Origin of the sequence: Zhurongbacter thermophilus (genome assembly GCF_026184435.1) — a bacterium.
Classification (GTDB): Bacteria; Coprothermobacterota; Coprothermobacteria; order Coprothermobacterales; family JAADFF01; genus JAADFF01.
The window spans coordinates 1426532-1444995 of record NZ_CP046447.1; the positions used below are offsets into that span (position 1 = coordinate 1426532).

Below are 18464 nucleotides of genomic sequence, written 5' to 3' on the forward strand. Positions count from 1 at the left end.
CCCCTTATCTATCCATACAAGACATACATGGGTCAACATGAAGCACAAGTAGTGGTGCATCGGCAATAGAAGCACCCTTCATCATCTCAGCAAGGGCCGGCAAGTTCATAATGGTAGGTGTTCTTATCTTCAACCTGTGGGGCTTATTAGTACCGTTAGAGATAAGGTGATAAATCAGCTCACCACGGGGTGCTTCAACCCTTGCTATGGTCTCAGCTGGAGCCACAACAGGTGGTACCCTTGGAATTCTGTATGGTCCAGATGGCATTTTCTTCAGAGCCTGCCTAATAATCTTGATTGACTCAAGCACTTCAAGGGCTCTGACAACAGCACGGGCAAAGATATCTCCACCATCTACCACAGGCACTTCAAATTCTATTTCAGGGTACACGCTATAAGGGGCATCTCTTCTTATATCTGTATCAATGCCGGTACCTCTGGCAACAGGACCAAGCACACCCCACTCATATGCCTGCTGGGGTGTCATCTTACCTACACCTTCGGTCCTCATACGGAAAGTCTTATCATTGATAACAACATCAACGGCCTTGGCAACATTCTTTTCAAGCTCATCAAGCATCTTTAGTATCATGTCAGGATCTTTGATATCTCTCCTCGTTCCACCAATGGTATTGATGGCATAGTTGACACGGTTGCCTGATATGGCCTCAAGTACATCCATAACAGCCTCTCTTATACCAAATAGGAACATGAATAGAGAGTCAAAGCCAATAGCATGGGCACCAAGACCAAACCACAAAATGTGTGAATGAATTCTCTCAAGCTCACCAACAACGACCCTAATATACTCGCCACGCTCGGGCACCTGCAAGCCCAAGGCCTTCTCTACAGCCTGCACATATGCCCATGTGTGGTGCATAGAACATATACCACAAACACGCTCAACAAGACCCAAGTTCTGCATGTAGTTTTTCTTTGTGGCAAGCTTTTCTATACCACGGTGCGATACACCAATACGCATTTTGACCTCTTTGATAACCTCACCCTCTATCTCCAGCTCAAAGTACTCTCCCTCTTCAAGGGAAGGATGAAAAGGACCAAGTGGAAATTTATAAGACATCTGCAGTTCCCCCCTTTAAGACCTTAGATAAACGCCACGTTCCATATGCTCTGGAATAAGCAGCCTTGCCGGGTTGGGATGACCTTCAAACTCCACGGCAAATAGGTCCATAATCTCCCTTTCAGCCCAACCAGCAGCGGGAAGTTTAGGCGTAAGCGATGGTACTTTCTTATCGTCAGGCACCTGAATCTTCAAAGAAATGACGCTGGGACCATCGGCAAAGTGATACTCCAAAAATAATCTGTCTCCCTTCGGCTCTGGATAACAGGTAATAGTGACAAGTCTTACCTTATTTACAATAAAACTGTCAATAATGGCAAACAATTCAGAGATACTCTCTATCTCTACAACAAAGTCTTTCTCACTCCCCTTTCGGGGCACCATTTTTTCTTTATAGGTATCTAAAAATTCCATCGGAAATCCCACATCTATCACCCCGCAATGTTTTATTTCTAGTGATATTTTAAACTAAAAGTGTAATGTTGGGTAATAATACAAACAAACAACTTGTTGCTTCCTTCTGACGGCAAAAATGAAAAAGGGCGGTGACTTTTCACCGCCCCCATCAGTTTCATAGCAATTAAACTTTTATATTATCTCTGGAGCATATCATCAATGATTTTCAAAGATTTCTCGGCAATATCTTCTTCCACTCTCTGAAAGGCATCTTCTTTCCACACATAAAAACCATCTTGGTATGTCTCCAGATAAGACTTTATATACGATGGTGGCCTAAATCCTATCCATGCGAGCACCGGTCTGCCACCTCTAAATGCCATAACAAGAGGAATACCCTCTGCCTCCTTACCAAATAGTACGCTTGTCAGCTTTCCATACTCATCAGAATACCGAGAAACATCTATAAACCTCACATGGTCTTCTCCATAGATCTTCTTAAGCCAGAGATACATACCTTTGGTATAGGGACACGATGTTGTACCAAATACAAGAAAGCCATCCTTCACTGTATCGGTAGCTGAAGGCATCTGCAAATTTTCAATTTCTACATAAACATCTTGCATTTGCTTTAGCGTTGGCTTTTTCACCCTTTGCCACTGCCCAACAAGGTTTTCTACAGCCTGCATCTGTGTAGATGTTATCTTCACCGTGGCATTTTTCATATACAGATAAGGTGAAGTATTCTCCAGCGCCTTCTTATATATATCTATGATCTTTGCGGGTTCTACTATACCTATAGACACTCCCTTGATGCTACCTGTATCTGAAAAATACAGAGCTATAGGAAGTTTGGGGTTCTCTGGAGGATTTAAAGCCCTTAACACCTTAATCAGCACATCGTAAGACTCATATGCTGTAGTTGGAGAGATAATAGGGTTAATTTCCCAAAGCTGAAATGGTATACCATTATCATTTAGTTCCTTTTCTACCTTCGCACACTTCTCCGCACATGTAACACTACCCCAGAAAGCAATGCTACCTTTAGGAATGTTATCTACACTTGTGGTAGCTGAAACACTACCTGTAGATGTCTGGGACACTGTAGCAGTAGGACCCGATGTATTACCACAACCAGCCAAAAGCAAAGTCATGGAAAGTAAAAAGACCATAAATACAAATAGAGATTTTCTAATCTTCACCCTCTCTTCACCTCGTTGATAACGGCAAGAAGTTTCAAGGTATCTTCCCCTATATTTTCAACGCCATGACCGGTGCCCTCAGGGGTTATGGTAATAGTTCCCCCAGTAATAACAACTTCTTTATCCCCATCTATGTACTTTGCCTTACCAGAAAGCACATAATACACCTCTTCTGTACCTTCATGGACATGGAAACCAACAGAGGCCCCCGGGGGCACCTCAACCAAGGCAATCTTTCTCAGCGGACTACCATTATAGGGCATATCCTCTACAAACCATGTGATATATATTGTTCCCTTACCACCTCTAAAGTTCTCATAAGCCTGTCTATTGCCTGTCTGTATAACCATGCTTGCTTCCCCCTTTTCCCATAAGCTTTTCCAGCTGCGCGGTATTGATATCTCTTATATGTATATCATGCTGAGAGAATGGTATCTCAACTCCGGCCTCGTCAAAGGCCTTTTTCACCTCTTTAACAAACATATCTGTTACCTTCCATCGTGCAAGTGGAGCGGGATTGTGCATGCGAAATAGTACATTGATATTAATAGAAGAGTTCCCAAACTCTTGATAGGCCACTATAGGAGGATATTGCTTATTGACATCTGGCACATTTTCGGCTATCTTCATAGCCACATCGGAAATAATTTTATATGCCTTCATAAGGTCTGAGCCATAAGAAACACCTACAGATACGACAATACCAAACTTACCACTACCTGCAGAAGAAGATTTAACAACACTTTGAGCCATCTTATTGTTAGGCACAATAACATCTACCCCCTGCATAGGAGCATAGAGGACAGTATTTCTCCATGTAATATCTTTGACAAACCCCTCTATCTCATCACCAACAATGACATAGTCTCCGGGCTTAATCTGATGGGCAACAATCATGGTAAAACCTGAAAAGATATTAGAAAGCACATCCTGAACAGCAAGCGCCACTGCCACACCACCAACACCTAAAGTGGTAATCAGAGGGGTTATCGGCACACCTATGGCATCAAGGGCTACAAGTATACCTATAGATAAGATTGTCCACCTCAGTATTGACCATAAAAGCCCTGTGATGGGCATATTTTTAAAGAAAACCTCACTGTAAAGACCCAGCACAAACTCCACAAATACACCAATGGCCCAGAATATCAGGAAAAAGAGAAGAAACACATCTGTTTTATGGGCAAGACTACGCATATAAGGCGACAAGGGAAGATAGGGTATAATCAGATAAAAGGCAGAAAGAAAGATAAAGAGTATGCTATAAAGCTTTAGCGATGGCAAAATTTCGGCAAAGCGATAGCTTTTTTTCTTTAGCCAAGCTTCAAATTTTGTCATAACAAACCACACAATAAGTGACAGCAGAGCTGCCCCGAATAAGTACTCAGCTATATAGAGCCATGCCAGTGTCTTCATATTTACTATGATACAACTTATATTTCATATAGCTATATAATTAACCAAAGGGGAGACAGACAGATGGCGCTAATAAGAATAAGAAATAAAGACGATATACTGGCCGAGGATATACTTGTGCTTATAGAGCCATCGGCTGAAGAGATAGCTCCTCTTGTTTTGGAAAAGGTTTCTCAGATGCTCTCTAATCTACATATAAACTATGACGTAGACACCTTAAAAGAACTCATAGAAATGACCATTCCTCCCAAATGCTTGCTATGGCCAATAAAACCGGCTTTATCTAAATACCATAACAGAAAGCCCCTAATAATAACATTCTGGGTAGAAGATAACAACTTAACGGATTATATAACGATCGATTATTCTTATTACCAGTCCATATACAGATTTGACTTCTTAAATGTGGAAATTACACTGGATAATTATGTAGAAAGAGAATCGCACCGTCGGTATAACGAGCAAATATCGTATGAAGCTACTTGGAATAACAGAAAGGATATATTCGACATCTGGTATACCATACAGAGCAATATAAAGACTGTAGCTGCCAAAATATCGAAAAGATCAAACTCTGTCATTCTTACAGAAACTACAGAAAGTGAGTTTCGTAACTATAAAATCACCCACTTTTACGCGGCAACAACAGAATACACCATCAACTACACAGAAGAAACACACTATACAGGCAAACGTCTTAAAAGGGTAAAGAAACTAAAAAGAGAACTATTTATAGAAACGGACACTATGGAGCTAGATACCAAAGAATATGTATATGATGAAGAATTTTGGGAACAATTTGGAAAAATACTATCACAATTAGAAAAAGAACAGTTGCCAGATCACAAAGAAATTCATAGAATCCTAAAAAGGTACGGCAAGGTTAAAAGGAGGGGATAACCCCCTCCTATGTACCCTATCGTTCTATAGTAACCTTACGCTCTGCTCCATCCCAACCAACTTTGGCCTCAAATATCTCACTGATAAATCTTACAGGAACAAATGTACGGCTATTGTATATAAACGGCACTCCCATATTTTGGCCTTGGTAATTCTTCATATCTATTACATGGGTACCTGATGAGTCGGTAACAACAACTGTTGTACTGCCAGGATAAACTTTATATCTCCCTCTCATCTCGGCACTGGACTTGGGCATGCTCACAATAACTGTTCGTGTTCCAGAAGATACCTTACCCTTAATCGTTATAGTTCTCTCGGTACCATTCCACTTGACCTCAAAGCTCAGCCCCTCAAGTATGAATCTCAGTGGAACAACTGTTCTACTTACCGATGGGTCTATAAACGGAGCTGTGTCCATTGTTGCAGACGAACCATTGAGCATATAACTCTTTCTATCTATCCACATTTCTATATAGTCGTAAAGCTCAACATTGTAAGATTTCCAACTGGAACAGTTACCTGAAACACATAGTCTAACTTGAATAGTATGAGTACCTCTATTCTTTAGTGGTACAGTTATTTGATTATCACCAGCTGACACTTTAAATGTATACAGTTTGCTTCCCTCTTTAACCTCGAGGGTACCTGTTTTAGCAACATGAACCTTCATCACATGAGAACGCATATAAGTACGTGTGGCTGTATTCACCGTAGGATTATTAATTGTCACATACCGTGTAACATTCACGGAGTTGGAATAACCGCTATTCACAGTATATGGACCAGATTTTACCAGTGCATATGCTACGACTGTATAGTTTCCTGCCTTAGGTAAATTTAAATATATGGTCCTAACACCGCCTTGCGACAATGTCACAGATGTTGTATAAGTACTAGCACCAGAAACACGTACAACTATCTTATGCTTTGATGGAATATAGGAAGATACACGCAGTTTCACCCGATTGGCAGTAGTCCTTGTAGGATACACACTGATTGCAGGTGGTTTTGCCTCTGTATATAAAAGACATATAGAACTTGAAGAGTATCCTTTCCACGATGTCGTTGTGCTACCTAAAAGTTTGTAGTAACGCAGAGAAACACTATTGGCAAACCCTAACACATATCTTTTACGAGATGACAGGTGAAGATTTAAATAGCGAACTTGCCCATCACCATGCAACATAAAGCCACCCATAACAGTATTGCTATTGGTACGATCAATGACTTGCAGTAATCCCAACACATTGTCAAAAACCCGAAGTGACACTCTGTTTATATAGGTGTAATAGCAACCATCAGAGCGCCTAGCATAAGTACTTACATCTTTCAAACTTACAGAAGGCACGGAAATACGTCCTTTATGCCACTGTACAATATAGCCATTGTATCTTTGTAACCCAAGCGGTATAAATATACCATTAGGGATACCATATCCCGTATCTACCTGAACTCTTCCCCTTATGCTATAGGAATACGTGGAAGATTTTAAATAATAGTAGCTTCCATCATTCCAGAGGGCAATGTAGGTACCACCACTCCCTCCAAAAACAGAAACAACATAATTACCTCTCATAGCCATTCCCCACAGAAGAGAAATGCCGGATGAGGCAAAGGTTTTTGATCTAAGAGCTCCACTTGTCATATTAACAGATATAAAAGAAGCACCAGATGATTGAATAGTCGTGATATAGGCTCTTTCATTCCCTTTCATTTCCATATCAGCATCATTGATAAGGCCGATGGAAAATCCTCTACCAGTATAACTAACAGAAAGATCATTAGGGTTAAGCTTGTAAATTTTCATCTTATGAGATACTTTTCCATAATACAGTAAATACATATAGGATGAGAACAAGCTAGGACTATCCACAGCGTAAATTCCCGTAAAAAGTCTATTCCTTTTAATAGCCAGAGTATTACCTGATGGACCAGCTTCCACAAGCACTAAACTACTTTTATCACTACTAGGAAATCTCATCAATACTATGACTCTATGAATTTCTGTTTTTAAAGGAGAGGTACTAATGATTTTTCCCAAAAACTCAATATCTATCCTTTTGGGTTCCTCGTTCACTGCAAATTTATAGCTAACATAGCGAAGCATACGCATAGTTCTCTTGTCAACGAGAATAACATACAGATACTTCTGAGAATTTCTCGTGATCTTAGCAACAACCCAGAGTTTATCCGGTCCGTGTGGATATACACGAAGAACATAATATGACGAAGTTAGGTTATATGTACCTTTCAGAACACCATTCACATATTTATAAACAGCATGTGTAGAGGCAATATATTCTGTATTCCCCTCTTTGGCAACATCCACCATATACTGAACATTTCGATACGTCTTTATATTGCCATAGAAGGCCATACCAGTAGTAGCCTCGGCATATGGTAAAGACCCAATAACCAAGACCGACAAAAACAATACAAATACAAGAATGAAAACAAGCAGTCTTTTCATTTTTTACACCCCCAATTTAATAAACAGCAGGAAAACTCCCTAAGAGGAAATAAGGAGGTTCCATAAATAGTGTAGACCCGTCAGGTAAATTTCCAATAAAAATTATCCCTTGTCTAATACTAAATGCAAAAGGGAGGGCATAGTAGCCCTCCCTTTAGATCCTATCTCTCTATGGTAACCTTCCGCTCTGCTCCATCCCAACCTACTTTCCCTTCAAATATTTCACTGATGAATCTCACCGGCACATATGTCCTGTTTTCATAGATAAACGGTATCCCCATGTCTTGCCCTTTGTAGTTCCTCATGTCTACCACGTATGTCCCTTTCCTATCCTTTACCTCAACCTTCGGATTTCCCATATACACCGTGTATCTCCCTCTCTTGCTAGGCTTTACCTTCGGCATATTGATAATTACTGTCCGATTCCCTCTACTTACACTCCCTTTTACCGTTATCGTCCTTGCACTTCCATCCCACTTCACCTGAAAACTCAGACCTTCCAATATGAACCTCAGTGGCACCACAGTGCGAGATGCTACGGGATCTATAAACGGTGCTGCATCCATGGCCTTGTCTTCACCATTCAGTTTGTAAGCCCTCTTACCTATCCACATCTCTATGTAGTCGTAGAGCTCAATGTTATACGTTTGCCAAGCAGTGCATATCCCTTCAGAACACAAACGCACCTTTATCGTATGCCGTCCTCTACCTTTCATATTTATAGTTACTGTATTATCACCAACCCTAGCTCTCATCTTATAAACCATGTTTCCCTCTTGGACTTCTAAAGTACCCGTCACAGCAACCTTAACATTGAAAGAAAATGTTCGTTTATATGTTCTCGAATCCATAGTTACAATAGGAAGCGGTACTTCCTTTGTTCTCTGAATCTGAAGTGTATTACTTGATAGGGCAACCGTAGGGCTTAATCCAGATTGCATATATTCTTTGACATATATAAGATATTTTCCTGGTGTGGGAAGCTCAACATTAAAATACCTTACATCATTCTTCGATAGACGATAAGTTGTAAATTGCCTTGGTTGTTCTCCTTCCTTTTTAACAAAAATCGATAGTGTTCGCTTCACATATTTATTCTGTGATGATACTTTGACTTTAATATACCTACTCTTACCATCATAAGATATGGAGGAAAGAACAGGAGCCTTTGGTTGTATATAATCGAAGCATACCTGCTGTATATCAATTTTACGCCACTCAGTTCTACCACCGCTCGTATATCCATTCATTCTTACATAGAAATAGGTCTTAAAGTGGTTTTCTCCTTTTTTAGGTAATGTAATAGCAAGGGTCTTATAACCCTTATTCTTCAGTATGCGATGATACAACTCGATTCCCCTTTCTTTGCTATAGACGATTAAATCCCCGTATAAGGTGTCATTGATACCTAAGAAAATATCGGATGAAAATGTAATATCACATCCTGACGGATTTTTCTGATAGGCGGAATCTTTGTAGGCCTTCAGGGTGATGGATGGTAAAGAATCATAAAAACGGAAAATCATACCGGAATATCCAGTCCTATTCGTAGGCAAGAAAAATCCTCCTGGAACGATATATCCGTTTTCAGGAGAAGAATAATCCCCTATAGTGAAAGTATGACTTATTGAATACCATCTTCTAACTTTTGCATCCTTTATAGAGAAAACATATGTGCGGTTATCGCCTTTTACAACTGCAATAGCCCTATCTCCGATAAATGTCATCCCAACAATGCGAGGTACTCCATCAATTCTGAAGAAACCTAAAAAAGTCTGCTGCTTTCGGACAAGGTCAACAAGATACATATATACATAAGGAACCCTTGCCAGCACAACATACGCTTTATTGCCTTTGACCTCCAAATCTCCAGCATATATTCCGGGCAAGTTAGAAGTATATATTTGCTGAGAGAAAGTGTATGTAGAAGCATTACCTGAATACAGTTTCCAATTACTGGAAGAATCTATACCAAGAGCATATATCTTTGTTGCAATAGCCCCTTCACTATCAATAGCTTTCAAATAAGAAAAATAGTGCCTCGTCTCCCTTACTATACCGGTAGAAAGATTTACAGTAAATTGAATAGAAACAGCATTTATAGATTTGTCTTGCCACATAACCGCTACATTGACTTTATCTACAACAACTTTTGGGGGAGACACAGAAACAAGTCTACCAACCGGAACAACATCTATTCTATCAATGGTTTTAGTACTATTCAGGGCAAAGCTAGTATAGCTAATTGTCTGAAATGTTTCTTTGTCAATAATAGAAGCTCTCAAATACCACTTGTTATAACCCTTGAGAACCGAAATAAGCCACAAGTATTTATCGTTAACAGATAAAATTCTATAAAGCTGATAGTTTGAAGAAACATGCATTGATTTAACCAATCGATTATTCTCTATTTGTTGTAAATTTCCATCGGACGAAAGAATATAAAATGTATTGCCATCCTTGATGACATCGACAACAAGTTTTGAAGTGTAAATAGTATCTACAAAAATATTGACAATTTGTTCATAAACCGCATCGGCTATGGGTGTTAGAAAAATAGCTCCAATAACAAAACCTATAATAACAACTATAAACCACCTTTTCATTGAGAACACCCCCATGTAAATACAAAAATTTAGAACTTTCCCCCGGTGGTTAAAGGAGAGGTTCTATAATTATTATACAACGGAAACAAAATGTTTTTCTAATAAGATGATTTACATTGAAGTTAATAAACTAAATAATATTAGCCTTACGACAATACCAAAAGGAGGGCATAGTAGCCCTCCCTTTAGATCCTATCTCTCTATGGTAACCTTCCGCTCTGCTCCATCCCAACCTACTTTCCCTTCAAATATTTCACTGATGAATCTCACCGGCACATATGTCCTGTTTTCATAGATAAACGGTATCCCCATGTCTTGCCCTTTGTAGTTCCTCATGTCTATCGTATGTGTTCCCCCACTATCTTTTACAACAACTTTAGGACTACCCATATATACTGTATATCTACCCCTCTTTGTGGGCTTTGCAATAGGCATACTAATAACAACAGACCGCTTATCACTACTGACACTGCCATCTACTGTTATTGTGCGAGCCTTCCCATCCCACTTTACCTGAAAGCTCAGACCTTCCAATATAAACCTCAGTGGCACCACAGTGCGAGATGCTACGGGATCTATAAACGGTGCTGCATCCATGGTCTTACTTTCACCATTCAGTTTGTAAGCCCTCTTACCTATCCACATCTCTATGTAGTCGTAGAGCTCTACCTCATAGGTTTTCCAGTCGCTACAAACTGAAGATACACAGTACTTCATCTGCACACTGTGCTTGCCCCTTTCATTTAGCGGAATGGTAAAGCTGTTACTTCCCACTTCTACGGCAAATTTATAGTCCGATGTTCCTTCCTTGACATAAAGTGTGCCTGCCTTATCGGCATAAACCCCAAAGACATACTGGCGACTAAAGTCTCTGTCTTTCCAGCTGATATTGGGAAAATATGCCTCCGTAGGACTATTTTTTATACCTATCTTCTCAGTGCCACTTCTTAGGATTGTGCTATCTGGTCCCGATACTATAGTTTCTTTGGCCACAAAGGCATATGTACCTGTAGACTGAGGTGTCACTTTGGCAGTATAGAAGCCCTTTCCCTTTATGTTCTCAGTGTATACCTCACTGGTAGAGCCGTCGGGCTTTGTCATGTATATCTTCAAAACGCCATGTGTGTCGTTATATGTGGTCACGCCAACCCATATGTCTTTGCCATCTTGTTTGACACTTATCATAGGTTTTTTCAGTTCAACATAGTGAAAACATGTATCAATATCCTTTGTTGACACAAACGATGCTCCATTCTCATAAGCATTGTCTCTTAGCAAACTATAATAACCTATTAGCTCGGCGCTGGTCTCTGCATAAAGCCGGGAAACTCCATGCTCTTTTAAATCGTAAAACAGTGGAATATGCTCGCCACTTTGTGTTAGATAAACATATTGACCTTCAGGACCTGTCTTCTTTGGCATAATGCGAACACGGGCATAAAGGTTATCAAGAACAGTAAACGACAAATGCCCTGTAAGGGTATAAATGCAACCATCGGCAGACTTCTGATACTTGTCTTTGTCTACAAGTGATACCTTGGCATCAGGCATATAGTCAAATACCTGCCATACCATTCCTGTATATCTCTCATTATTCAGGGGCAAGAAAAAGCCACCCTTGACACTATAGCCATTGTCAATAACCGTAGTATAGCCATCAATACGGTAGGCATTATTGGTATCATCTGACACCAGGAGATCTGACCTACCCTCTTGCCAAATAGCCACATATGTATCTGAGTCAACTTTGAATATAGCAGCAGATCTATCATCAAAAGCCTTGATATCCAGTAATTTTATAGGTCCCCACAGCGTGGAAGCAACATTATACAGTATCTTTCCTGCACCTACATCTACAACAAGGTATAGAATCTTTCTTGTCTTTTTAGGGTCCGTGCCATTGACACCGATAATATATGCTTTACCATCTTTTACGTCAATGAGAGCACTATCAAGTTCACTAAAGGGTAACTCTGTCTTATTCCCACTAAACACTAAACTTCCCATTGTAGTCTTTGCCAGATACCACTTATCACCTGACTTGATAATTCCATATACCTCGTTTGTCAGCTCAGATGGAGAGGCTATAGCCCATATATTGTCTTCCTTGTCAACCTCCCACTCTATCTTGCCTGTATTTAAGTTGGCATGAAGCTGGACAATATCTGACTTGTCTAAAGTGTGAAGAAGTGCAACGACAATCCTATCAGTATCGTATCTTACAGGTGACATGGAAACCATCCTACCCTTGGCAATAACATCAACATCCACCACAACAGCGCTCATATATATGCTCTGCTCATCGTATACATGCAGGTCTTTGGCATCAAGCAACAATGCATTCACGATGGTGCCCGATGTAAAACGGCTTCGTGTCGTTATTAGCCACAGATATTTATCATTGATAGGAATAACACGAACAGGAGAGTAACCATCACCTAGTTTATACGTTTTCTGCAATCTGCCCTTCTGGCAGTAGTAAAGGATATCTTTGCCATTTATGAGATATGTAGCATCACCTAATTTAGCCACATCACTAATATTTCGTAGTCCACAAATATCTGTTACGACTGTGCTGATGGTATAAGGATTTTCCCTACTCCATGCCAACGGAATAGACATAAAAACAACACTCAATATCAAGAATAACACTATGAAATAACCCCACCTTCTCATTGTAGAACACCCCCATATATAAATTAAGGCCTTGTCCTCGGTGGAAAAAGGAGAGGTCTTACTATTAGTATACGACCATTAAGAAAAATTGTTTAATAAAAAGAAGCAATATCTCCATAAAACAAGAAAATATAGCAGGAAAATCCCCACTACATCAGACAAACCCCATTTGGACAGAAATAAACTCTTATATACACCGAACCTTTTTCAAAATGACATCAGGATCTACTGCCTTCCACACTTTGCCATCTCTTCCAACCATATCTTCAGATGCCAAAAGTGCATCGTATATAGCCTCCCAAACAACCTCAACAGATGCATCAAGGAGTTTCTGAAAGAGCTTCGTATCGTCGGGTATAACCTTGATATCTATAGGTGCCTCTGCCTTACGGGGTATTCGGTGGGCTGTAGAAAAGGCAAGCACTATATCTCCACTGCCATGGGTAGCATAGCCACCAGCCTTAGCTATACCCAAGGCACCACGCCTAGCTATCCTCTTTAGCTGGCGGGCTGTTAGTGGGGCATCTGTAGCTATCACCACAATAATAGAACCAATCTCAGCCTGCCCCTCTACCACACCCAGTAGGTCTTCCTTCCTACCAAAGTTTGACACCACCAAAGCCCCCACAGTGTAGTCCTCTACAATACGGGAAGCACTACCAAGACCCCCTTTAAAACCAAATGTCACCATGCCAGTACCTGCACCAACATTGCCAAGCGAAAAATTTTCAGAGGCACCTTCTATGGCCAAGAACACCTCTTTCTCACCAAGAGGTCTATACTCTGCCTCGTTTACCCTACCATCGTTACACTCCATGACAACGGGGTTGATACTCTTTGCATCAGGTACATGGCCCAGCACATAAGAGATAAGCCCATCCCACACCTTCCCAACATTCAGCGTAGAGGTGATAAGTATGGGCGTTTCGATAAGCCCCAATTCCTCTACTTGAACAAGACCTGTAGATTTGCCATAGCCATTGAGAACAAACGAAGATGCCACAACACGATCATTGTAAATACATCCCTCGTGGGGTAGTATCGCAGTTATACCTGTACGATACACATGAGGTGTATCACTTATCAGCGTACAGTTCCCCACCTTTACACCGGGGACATCGGAAATAAGATTTCTCTTTCCCCTTGAAAACCTCCCTATATGTACTCCATAGTCCATAAGCCTTTTACGCATATGCACCCCTCCCCTCACTGGTAAACACATTTATAGTATCCTACAATACAGGTGTGAAACAAAATAGGGAAGTCTTGACACTCACACATTTTATCGGTATAATACTTGTGCTAATGTAGGTCCGCCGAGGTGCGGAGGTGGCGGAATAGGAAGACGCGCTAGATTGAGGGTCTAGTGGCCATATCGGCCGTGCGGGTTCAAGTCCCGCCCTCCGCACCACGAGGTGGGGACGTGGTGTAGGGGCCTAACACGCCGGCCTGTCAAGCCGGAGATCGCGGGTTCAAATCCCGTCGTCCCCGCCAGTTTTTTAAACGGTGGCGAGGTAGCTCAGTTGGTAGAGCAGGGGACTGAAAATCCCCGTGTCGGCGGTTCGATTCCGTCCCTCGCCACCATTTTTTGTTTTGAAGAAAAACTATCAGTAGTCAGAGAGAAAACTGAAAACTACCGTGTCGGCCGCTGTATCCGTCCCTCGCCACCATTCTCATTTTGAAAGAAACTTTGATGGAAAAACTACCATTATTCTTTATTGGCTGCTGCGTTCTTTCAGAGCCCATGTTTTATCTTAAGGACAGTTCTGCAAGTCCACGCCGGCTGTCTATATGTTTTCCACTACAGAGCTTTTTTGAAATGTTCATTCTCTTAGAAAAATGATCGTATGCTATCACAGCCTACTTTCTTATCACCTTTCCATCCCAACCATGAAGTTTTACACCGTTAAAAATGTTCCTGTGGCTATTGAAAGAATATGAGGAAAAATTATTTACCCACCAAGGATATATAAACCCAAAGATTTTCCTCATCTCTAGCCCACAATCAACCATATAACCAGTAAATGCATCCTGCGAGCTACACATACCTTATGCTAAAATGAAAAATTAGAAATGCTACAAGGGGGAATGCATAATGTTTATCATAGGTATAGGCGGGGGAACAGGCTCTGGTAAAACAACAGTTGCTAAGAAAATCGCAGAATATATCGGTGAGGATATATGTGGCATACTTCCCATGGACAACTATTATAGAGACATGAGCCACATACCACTGGAAGAGAGAAGAAAATACAATTATGACCACCCAGACATGATCGAGCATACCCTTCTTCTTGAACATCTTAAACAGTTAAGAGAAGGCAAAACAATAAAACTGCCAGAATATGACTTTGCTACTTATACCAGAACTGGTAATTTCATCGAATTTCAACCATATCCTGTTGTTCTTGTAGAAGGCATCTTCGCCCTTTACTATCCCGAACTGCGGGATATGTACGACCTTGCCGTATATGTCGATACAGAAAACGATGTGAGATTTATTAGAAGATTGGAAAGAGATATCAAAGAGAGAGGACGCACATTAGACTCTGTGGTAAACCAGTATCTAAATACTGTGAAACCCATGCACGACGCCTATGTAGAACCCACCAAAAAATACGCTGACATCATCATACCCAGAGGTGGTTTCAACGAGAAGGCTATCAGGGTTATTGTGGAGTATATATTTAGGAAAATGGGAGAAGAAAAATAAAAGGCGGCTCATAAGAGCCGCCTTCCCTCTCATAGATTATTTTCAACACAGGTATTGTAAATCAATACATACAGAAAAACCAAATTAGTGCTTATTTTTTCTCTTGACGCATTTAAGTTGATGTATTTTAATATAACAAAAACTAGCAAAAGGAGGGAATAAGCATGTCTAAGATTAGAAGGAAGTTAGCTGTTCTAGGCGCTTTGCTAATAGCTGCTGGCCCATTCTTGCCAGTGTTTGTCGTCAAAGGAACTGGTAAGGATATTACAGGTAACCAGTATTGGCAGCAAGATGGGCTGTTCATTCTTATTATCGGTGGAGTGTTACTGCTCGTCACTCTTCTAATGTCCCATCGTATTGTAGTTCCTACATTGCAGATCTTGGGCAGTGTAGGAGTTGCTTATATATTGCAGACAGACATGCAGTCTGTGCCTAAGCAATTTGTAACGTTCGGCATAGGCTTTTTCTCCATTTCACTTGGCATCGTGTTAACTATTATAGCCGCTATGCTCACGGTTATATTTGAGAAAAAACCGGCAACTTCTAAAACAAATAGAGAACAAGAGGAATAATAACAAAAGCAAAACATTATCAAACATATATAGAGTGGAGGTATCCTCACTTTTTATAGTTAAGATTTTGGATTCTATAAAATACAAATTGTCACCATCATAAAGGAGGGAGTAGCATAAAAATATGAATAACCATATTGTTAGTGGCCGTTGTTACCATACCTGTTATTGCTTACATTCCCTACTACCAGGACATGACATTACCAGCAAACTACTTGACATCTAGGGGTTTGGGGAAGCTAAAGAATGGTTGCTGACACATATATTTACACTCTTCATGGGTAGAAAATCCCTATGCATTCTCCCCATGCAGCCAACACAACGAGCGGTAAGCATATCATTGGATGCTTTTTAATGGTAAGCTCTCAACAGCATATTGTCAGCAAAACATAATTAACTATAAAAGGGGGCATATAAGCCCCCAACTCATCATATATCCGACCTATTAATAAAGCTCAACTCAAACAATCGTAGACGCCACTGGGTACTTTGGATATCGGTTTTTTCATTGCCTACCAGCTTGTTTTCTATTTCACCGCTATACACCTCATTCCATTTTCCTGTAAAAATATTCTCCTTAAATGACGGAGCTTGGAACAGGAAAGTTCTAGGGTAAGAGTATGCAGGGAATAGATTAAAACTCCACCACTCCCATCCGCTTTGTCCAGAATCGGTGTTTCTTAGGAAGTTATAATACACAGCATCTCTCAAAGAAAGTTTTTTGTCTTTTTCATAAGGTGCAGGTATGTTGGTTTTCTGCATGAAATACTTTTCAATCTCCTCTTTGTCTTTAAAGTTTTCAGGACACGTGGCTGCTACCCCAATACGTCTACCTGTAATAGGGGTATGCTTGTACACAAAACCGAAATAGAGAAGGTTCTTGTTACACTTGTTATATCCTTTAGGAAATGATTTTTTCCAATCTGTGTAAATGGGACCGAAATATTTTTGCAAAATAGGTATCTCTTTTATCATCTCTTCAACTGTTTTAACCCTGATGGAATGACCTTTTGTATAGCCTTTATTATATTCTTTCAGCAATTTTTCCAGTAGTGGCCAAGCAAGCTGAGAATATTCTTCATTGGGGTCTTTATGAAATTCTACAATAACTTCCCATTCCACCGAGAGTAGCTGCCAAGTAATATAGGAAAGATGCACTTTGATAAGATATTCTCCCTCAGGATATACAATGAGATTACCAGCATTCCCCGCAAGTGCTCCTTGGAGTTTCACATAAGTATCATAATCATCCATTATTGGTCTGTACCTACCTCTAAATGTCAGATAAATGTCTCCTTGCAGGTGCTTGACCTTGTTGGCATTATCATCCCACAGTTCATACCACAATGCTCTTCCTTTATATGCAAACCCCAAAGAACCATCACTGCCATCATCGTCATATGCTAGAATTTGAAAACCACCTTGCCCAAAGGGCTTTTGAACAAGGTTATGTTTGAGAACAAGAGACATAAAAGGTGCAGGGTCAAATCCATAAAAGGTAAGAATGGGATTTTCTTCATAATACATATAATGTGTCTTCAACCAGCCATACAGAAGTTCATATTTTTCTTCATCTATCTGACCCGTTTTCTTTAAATTATTAAGCCAATTAATCATTTTCTTTTCTCTTACTTTCCAGTTAACGGCTGGCATACGCACTTTGACATCGGTACCTATGACAATATCTCTATATCCGTTAGGTCCTGCAATACCCCACAACATAGAGACGGCAGGATGTGTGGCGGACTCGCCAGACTCATCCAACCCTTCAGTGGATACATACCAGTTGAACTGAGAAGTGGTGCTATGGATAGGTATCAGCAAGGTATTATCAGGTGTATAAAACTCTTCCCACAAATTATAGGAAATGGGGGCAAGGCTTTTATCGTAAGTACCGTTAAAGAGGTAAATAGCATCAGAAAGTTTTTTTTACCTGCCTTATACCCTGCTCTACAGCGGTTTTATCCTTGGGAAGCAAAATAATATCCGTCATTTCTGTATCGTTCTCAATATTGGACTGAGTAGCTTCTTTTTCCTTTACTGTTGTAGATGTAGCAACCTCTTCTGTGCTGGTGGCCAAGACTGTAGGATTAACTTCTACGGCCCCCTCTACCTCTGTAGCAGTTTCCACATAGGTGTGTGTCCCTTGATCTGCATGTTCTACAACCACATCATTAAAGTTGTCTGCTGTTTTATGCTTGAAACAGCCTTTAAAGCCCCAAAGGAAAAGAATTATCAATAAAACAAGAATGACAACTCCAATAATTAGGTAGATTTTCCCTTTACTTTTGTCTATATTTTGTGCCATTGTTATCAAACCCCCTTATATTCTGTCAATGATTTTATTCATAATATATTTACAGCAAACCAACCTATAGACAACAATAAATATCATGGTAGCTGCTACCAAGCTCCTTGGTATTAACTAC

At 40.3% G+C, this 18464-nt stretch carries 14 protein-coding genes and 3 tRNA genes; 6 read left to right on the forward strand and 11 right to left on the reverse strand.

Annotated elements, in window-relative coordinates; all coding sequences use genetic code 11:
• Positions 1 to 4: 4 nt before the first annotated feature.
• From GM182_RS07225 to GM182_RS07245, 5 genes are all read right to left on the reverse strand, one after another.
• The gene (locus tag GM182_RS07225; RefSeq protein ID WP_449186436.1) at positions 5 to 1081 is read right to left on the reverse strand and encodes a hydrogenase large subunit; all 1077 of its coding nucleotides are present in this window, start codon (positions 1079 to 1081) and stop codon (positions 5 to 7) included.
• A gap of 15 nt (positions 1082 to 1096) precedes the next feature.
• Complete coding sequence (locus GM182_RS07230) at positions 1097 to 1507, reverse strand: NADH-quinone oxidoreductase subunit C (RefSeq protein ID WP_449186437.1); 411 nt, start codon at positions 1505 to 1507, stop codon at positions 1097 to 1099.
• Between the two features lie 167 nt (positions 1508 to 1674).
• On the reverse strand, positions 1675 to 2679 hold the full coding sequence (locus GM182_RS07235; RefSeq protein ID WP_449186438.1) for a YbbN family protein: 1005 nt from the start codon (positions 2677 to 2679) through the stop codon (positions 1675 to 1677).
• Positions 2676 to 3029 (reverse strand): cupin domain-containing protein, encoded by a 354-nt coding sequence (locus tag GM182_RS07240; RefSeq protein WP_449186439.1) that lies wholly within the window; start codon positions 3027 to 3029, stop codon positions 2676 to 2678. Before GM182_RS07240 ends, GM182_RS07235 begins: the two co-directional genes overlap by 4 nt.
• Positions 3007 to 4095: a mechanosensitive ion channel family protein gene (locus tag GM182_RS07245; protein WP_449186440.1), complete on the reverse strand. Its 1089-nt coding sequence runs from the start codon at positions 4093 to 4095 to the stop codon at positions 3007 to 3009. Before GM182_RS07245 ends, GM182_RS07240 begins: the two co-directional genes overlap by 23 nt.
• A 63-nt stretch (positions 4096 to 4158) precedes the next feature.
• On the opposite strand from GM182_RS07245, the gene GM182_RS07250 reads away from it, so the two are divergent.
• A complete protein-coding gene (locus tag GM182_RS07250; RefSeq protein ID WP_449186441.1) occupies positions 4159 to 4995 on the forward strand; it encodes a hypothetical protein in 837 nt (278 codons plus the stop codon).
• 16 nt (positions 4996 to 5011) lie between these two features.
• Here GM182_RS07250 and GM182_RS07255 read toward each other — a convergent pair whose 3' ends face one another.
• From GM182_RS07255 to GM182_RS07270, 4 genes are all read right to left on the reverse strand, one after another.
• A complete protein-coding gene (locus tag GM182_RS07255) occupies positions 5012 to 7468 on the reverse strand; it encodes a copper amine oxidase N-terminal domain-containing protein (RefSeq protein WP_449186442.1) in 2457 nt (818 codons plus the stop codon).
• 161 nt (positions 7469 to 7629) lie between these two features.
• Positions 7630 to 10074 (reverse strand): copper amine oxidase N-terminal domain-containing protein, encoded by a 2445-nt coding sequence (locus GM182_RS07260; RefSeq protein ID WP_449186443.1) that lies wholly within the window; start codon positions 10072 to 10074, stop codon positions 7630 to 7632.
• A gap of 192 nt (positions 10075 to 10266) precedes the next feature.
• Entirely contained in the window at positions 10267 to 12750 is a 2484-nt protein-coding gene (locus tag GM182_RS07265) for a copper amine oxidase N-terminal domain-containing protein (protein ID WP_449186444.1), read from the reverse strand.
• A 187-nt stretch (positions 12751 to 12937) separates the two neighbouring features.
• The gene (locus GM182_RS07270; RefSeq protein ID WP_449186445.1) at positions 12938 to 13942 is read right to left on the reverse strand and encodes a P1 family peptidase; all 1005 of its coding nucleotides are present in this window, start codon (positions 13940 to 13942) and stop codon (positions 12938 to 12940) included.
• A 131-nt stretch (positions 13943 to 14073) separates the two neighbouring features.
• Here GM182_RS07270 and GM182_RS07275 point away from each other — a divergent pair.
• From GM182_RS07275 to GM182_RS07295, 5 genes are all read left to right on the forward strand, one after another.
• A tRNA-Leu gene (locus GM182_RS07275) sits at positions 14074 to 14161 on the forward strand.
• A 6-nt stretch (positions 14162 to 14167) separates the two neighbouring features.
• Positions 14168 to 14244: transfer RNA gene (locus tag GM182_RS07280), tRNA-Asp, on the forward strand.
• Positions 14245 to 14258: 14 nt separating this feature from the next.
• Positions 14259 to 14334 (forward strand) — tRNA-Phe (locus GM182_RS07285).
• Between the two features lie 511 nt (positions 14335 to 14845).
• Positions 14846 to 15463 carry a uridine kinase gene (gene udk / locus GM182_RS07290; RefSeq protein WP_449186446.1) on the forward strand — a complete coding sequence of 206 codons (618 nt, stop codon included), beginning with the start codon at positions 14846 to 14848 and terminating at the stop codon, positions 15461 to 15463.
• A 164-nt stretch (positions 15464 to 15627) separates the two neighbouring features.
• The gene (locus tag GM182_RS07295) at positions 15628 to 16035 is read left to right on the forward strand and encodes a hypothetical protein (protein ID WP_449186447.1); all 408 of its coding nucleotides are present in this window, start codon (positions 15628 to 15630) and stop codon (positions 16033 to 16035) included.
• A gap of 429 nt (positions 16036 to 16464) precedes the next feature.
• Here GM182_RS07295 and GM182_RS07300 read toward each other — a convergent pair whose 3' ends face one another.
• On the reverse strand, positions 16465 to 17799 hold the full coding sequence (locus tag GM182_RS07300) for a hypothetical protein (RefSeq protein WP_449186448.1): 1335 nt from the start codon (positions 17797 to 17799) through the stop codon (positions 16465 to 16467).
• Between the two features lie 151 nt (positions 17800 to 17950).
• The gene (locus GM182_RS07305; protein WP_449186449.1) at positions 17951 to 18343 is read right to left on the reverse strand and encodes a hypothetical protein; all 393 of its coding nucleotides are present in this window, start codon (positions 18341 to 18343) and stop codon (positions 17951 to 17953) included.
• Positions 18344 to 18464 lie beyond the last annotated feature (121 nt).

Coding starts and splice junctions, on each gene's coding strand:
- GM182_RS07245 (WP_449186440.1), bottom strand. CDS start 4,095: ATGAAGACACTGGCATGGCTCTATATAGCTGAGTACTTATTCGGGGCA.
- GM182_RS07265 (WP_449186444.1), bottom strand. CDS start 12,750: ATGAGAAGGTGGGGTTATTTCATAGTGTTATTCTTGATATTGAGTGTT.
- GM182_RS07255 (WP_449186442.1), bottom strand. CDS start 7,468: ATGAAAAGACTGCTTGTTTTCATTCTTGTATTTGTATTGTTTTTGTCG.
- GM182_RS07270 (WP_449186445.1), bottom strand. CDS start 13,942: ATGCGTAAAAGGCTTATGGACTATGGAGTACATATAGGGAGGTTTTCA.
- GM182_RS07295 (WP_449186447.1), top strand. CDS start 15,628: ATGTCTAAGATTAGAAGGAAGTTAGCTGTTCTAGGCGCTTTGCTAATA.
- GM182_RS07305 (WP_449186449.1), bottom strand. CDS start 18,343: ATGGCACAAAATATAGACAAAAGTAAAGGGAAAATCTACCTAATTATT.
- GM182_RS07250 (WP_449186441.1), top strand. CDS start 4,159: ATGGCGCTAATAAGAATAAGAAATAAAGACGATATACTGGCCGAGGAT.
- GM182_RS07260 (WP_449186443.1), bottom strand. CDS start 10,074: ATGAAAAGGTGGTTTATAGTTGTTATTATAGGTTTTGTTATTGGAGCT.
- udk (WP_449186446.1), top strand. CDS start 14,846: ATGTTTATCATAGGTATAGGCGGGGGAACAGGCTCTGGTAAAACAACA.
- GM182_RS07225 (WP_449186436.1), bottom strand. CDS start 1,081: ATGTCTTATAAATTTCCACTTGGTCCTTTTCATCCTTCCCTTGAAGAG.
- GM182_RS07240 (WP_449186439.1), bottom strand. CDS start 3,029: ATGGTTATACAGACAGGCAATAGACAGGCTTATGAGAACTTTAGAGGT.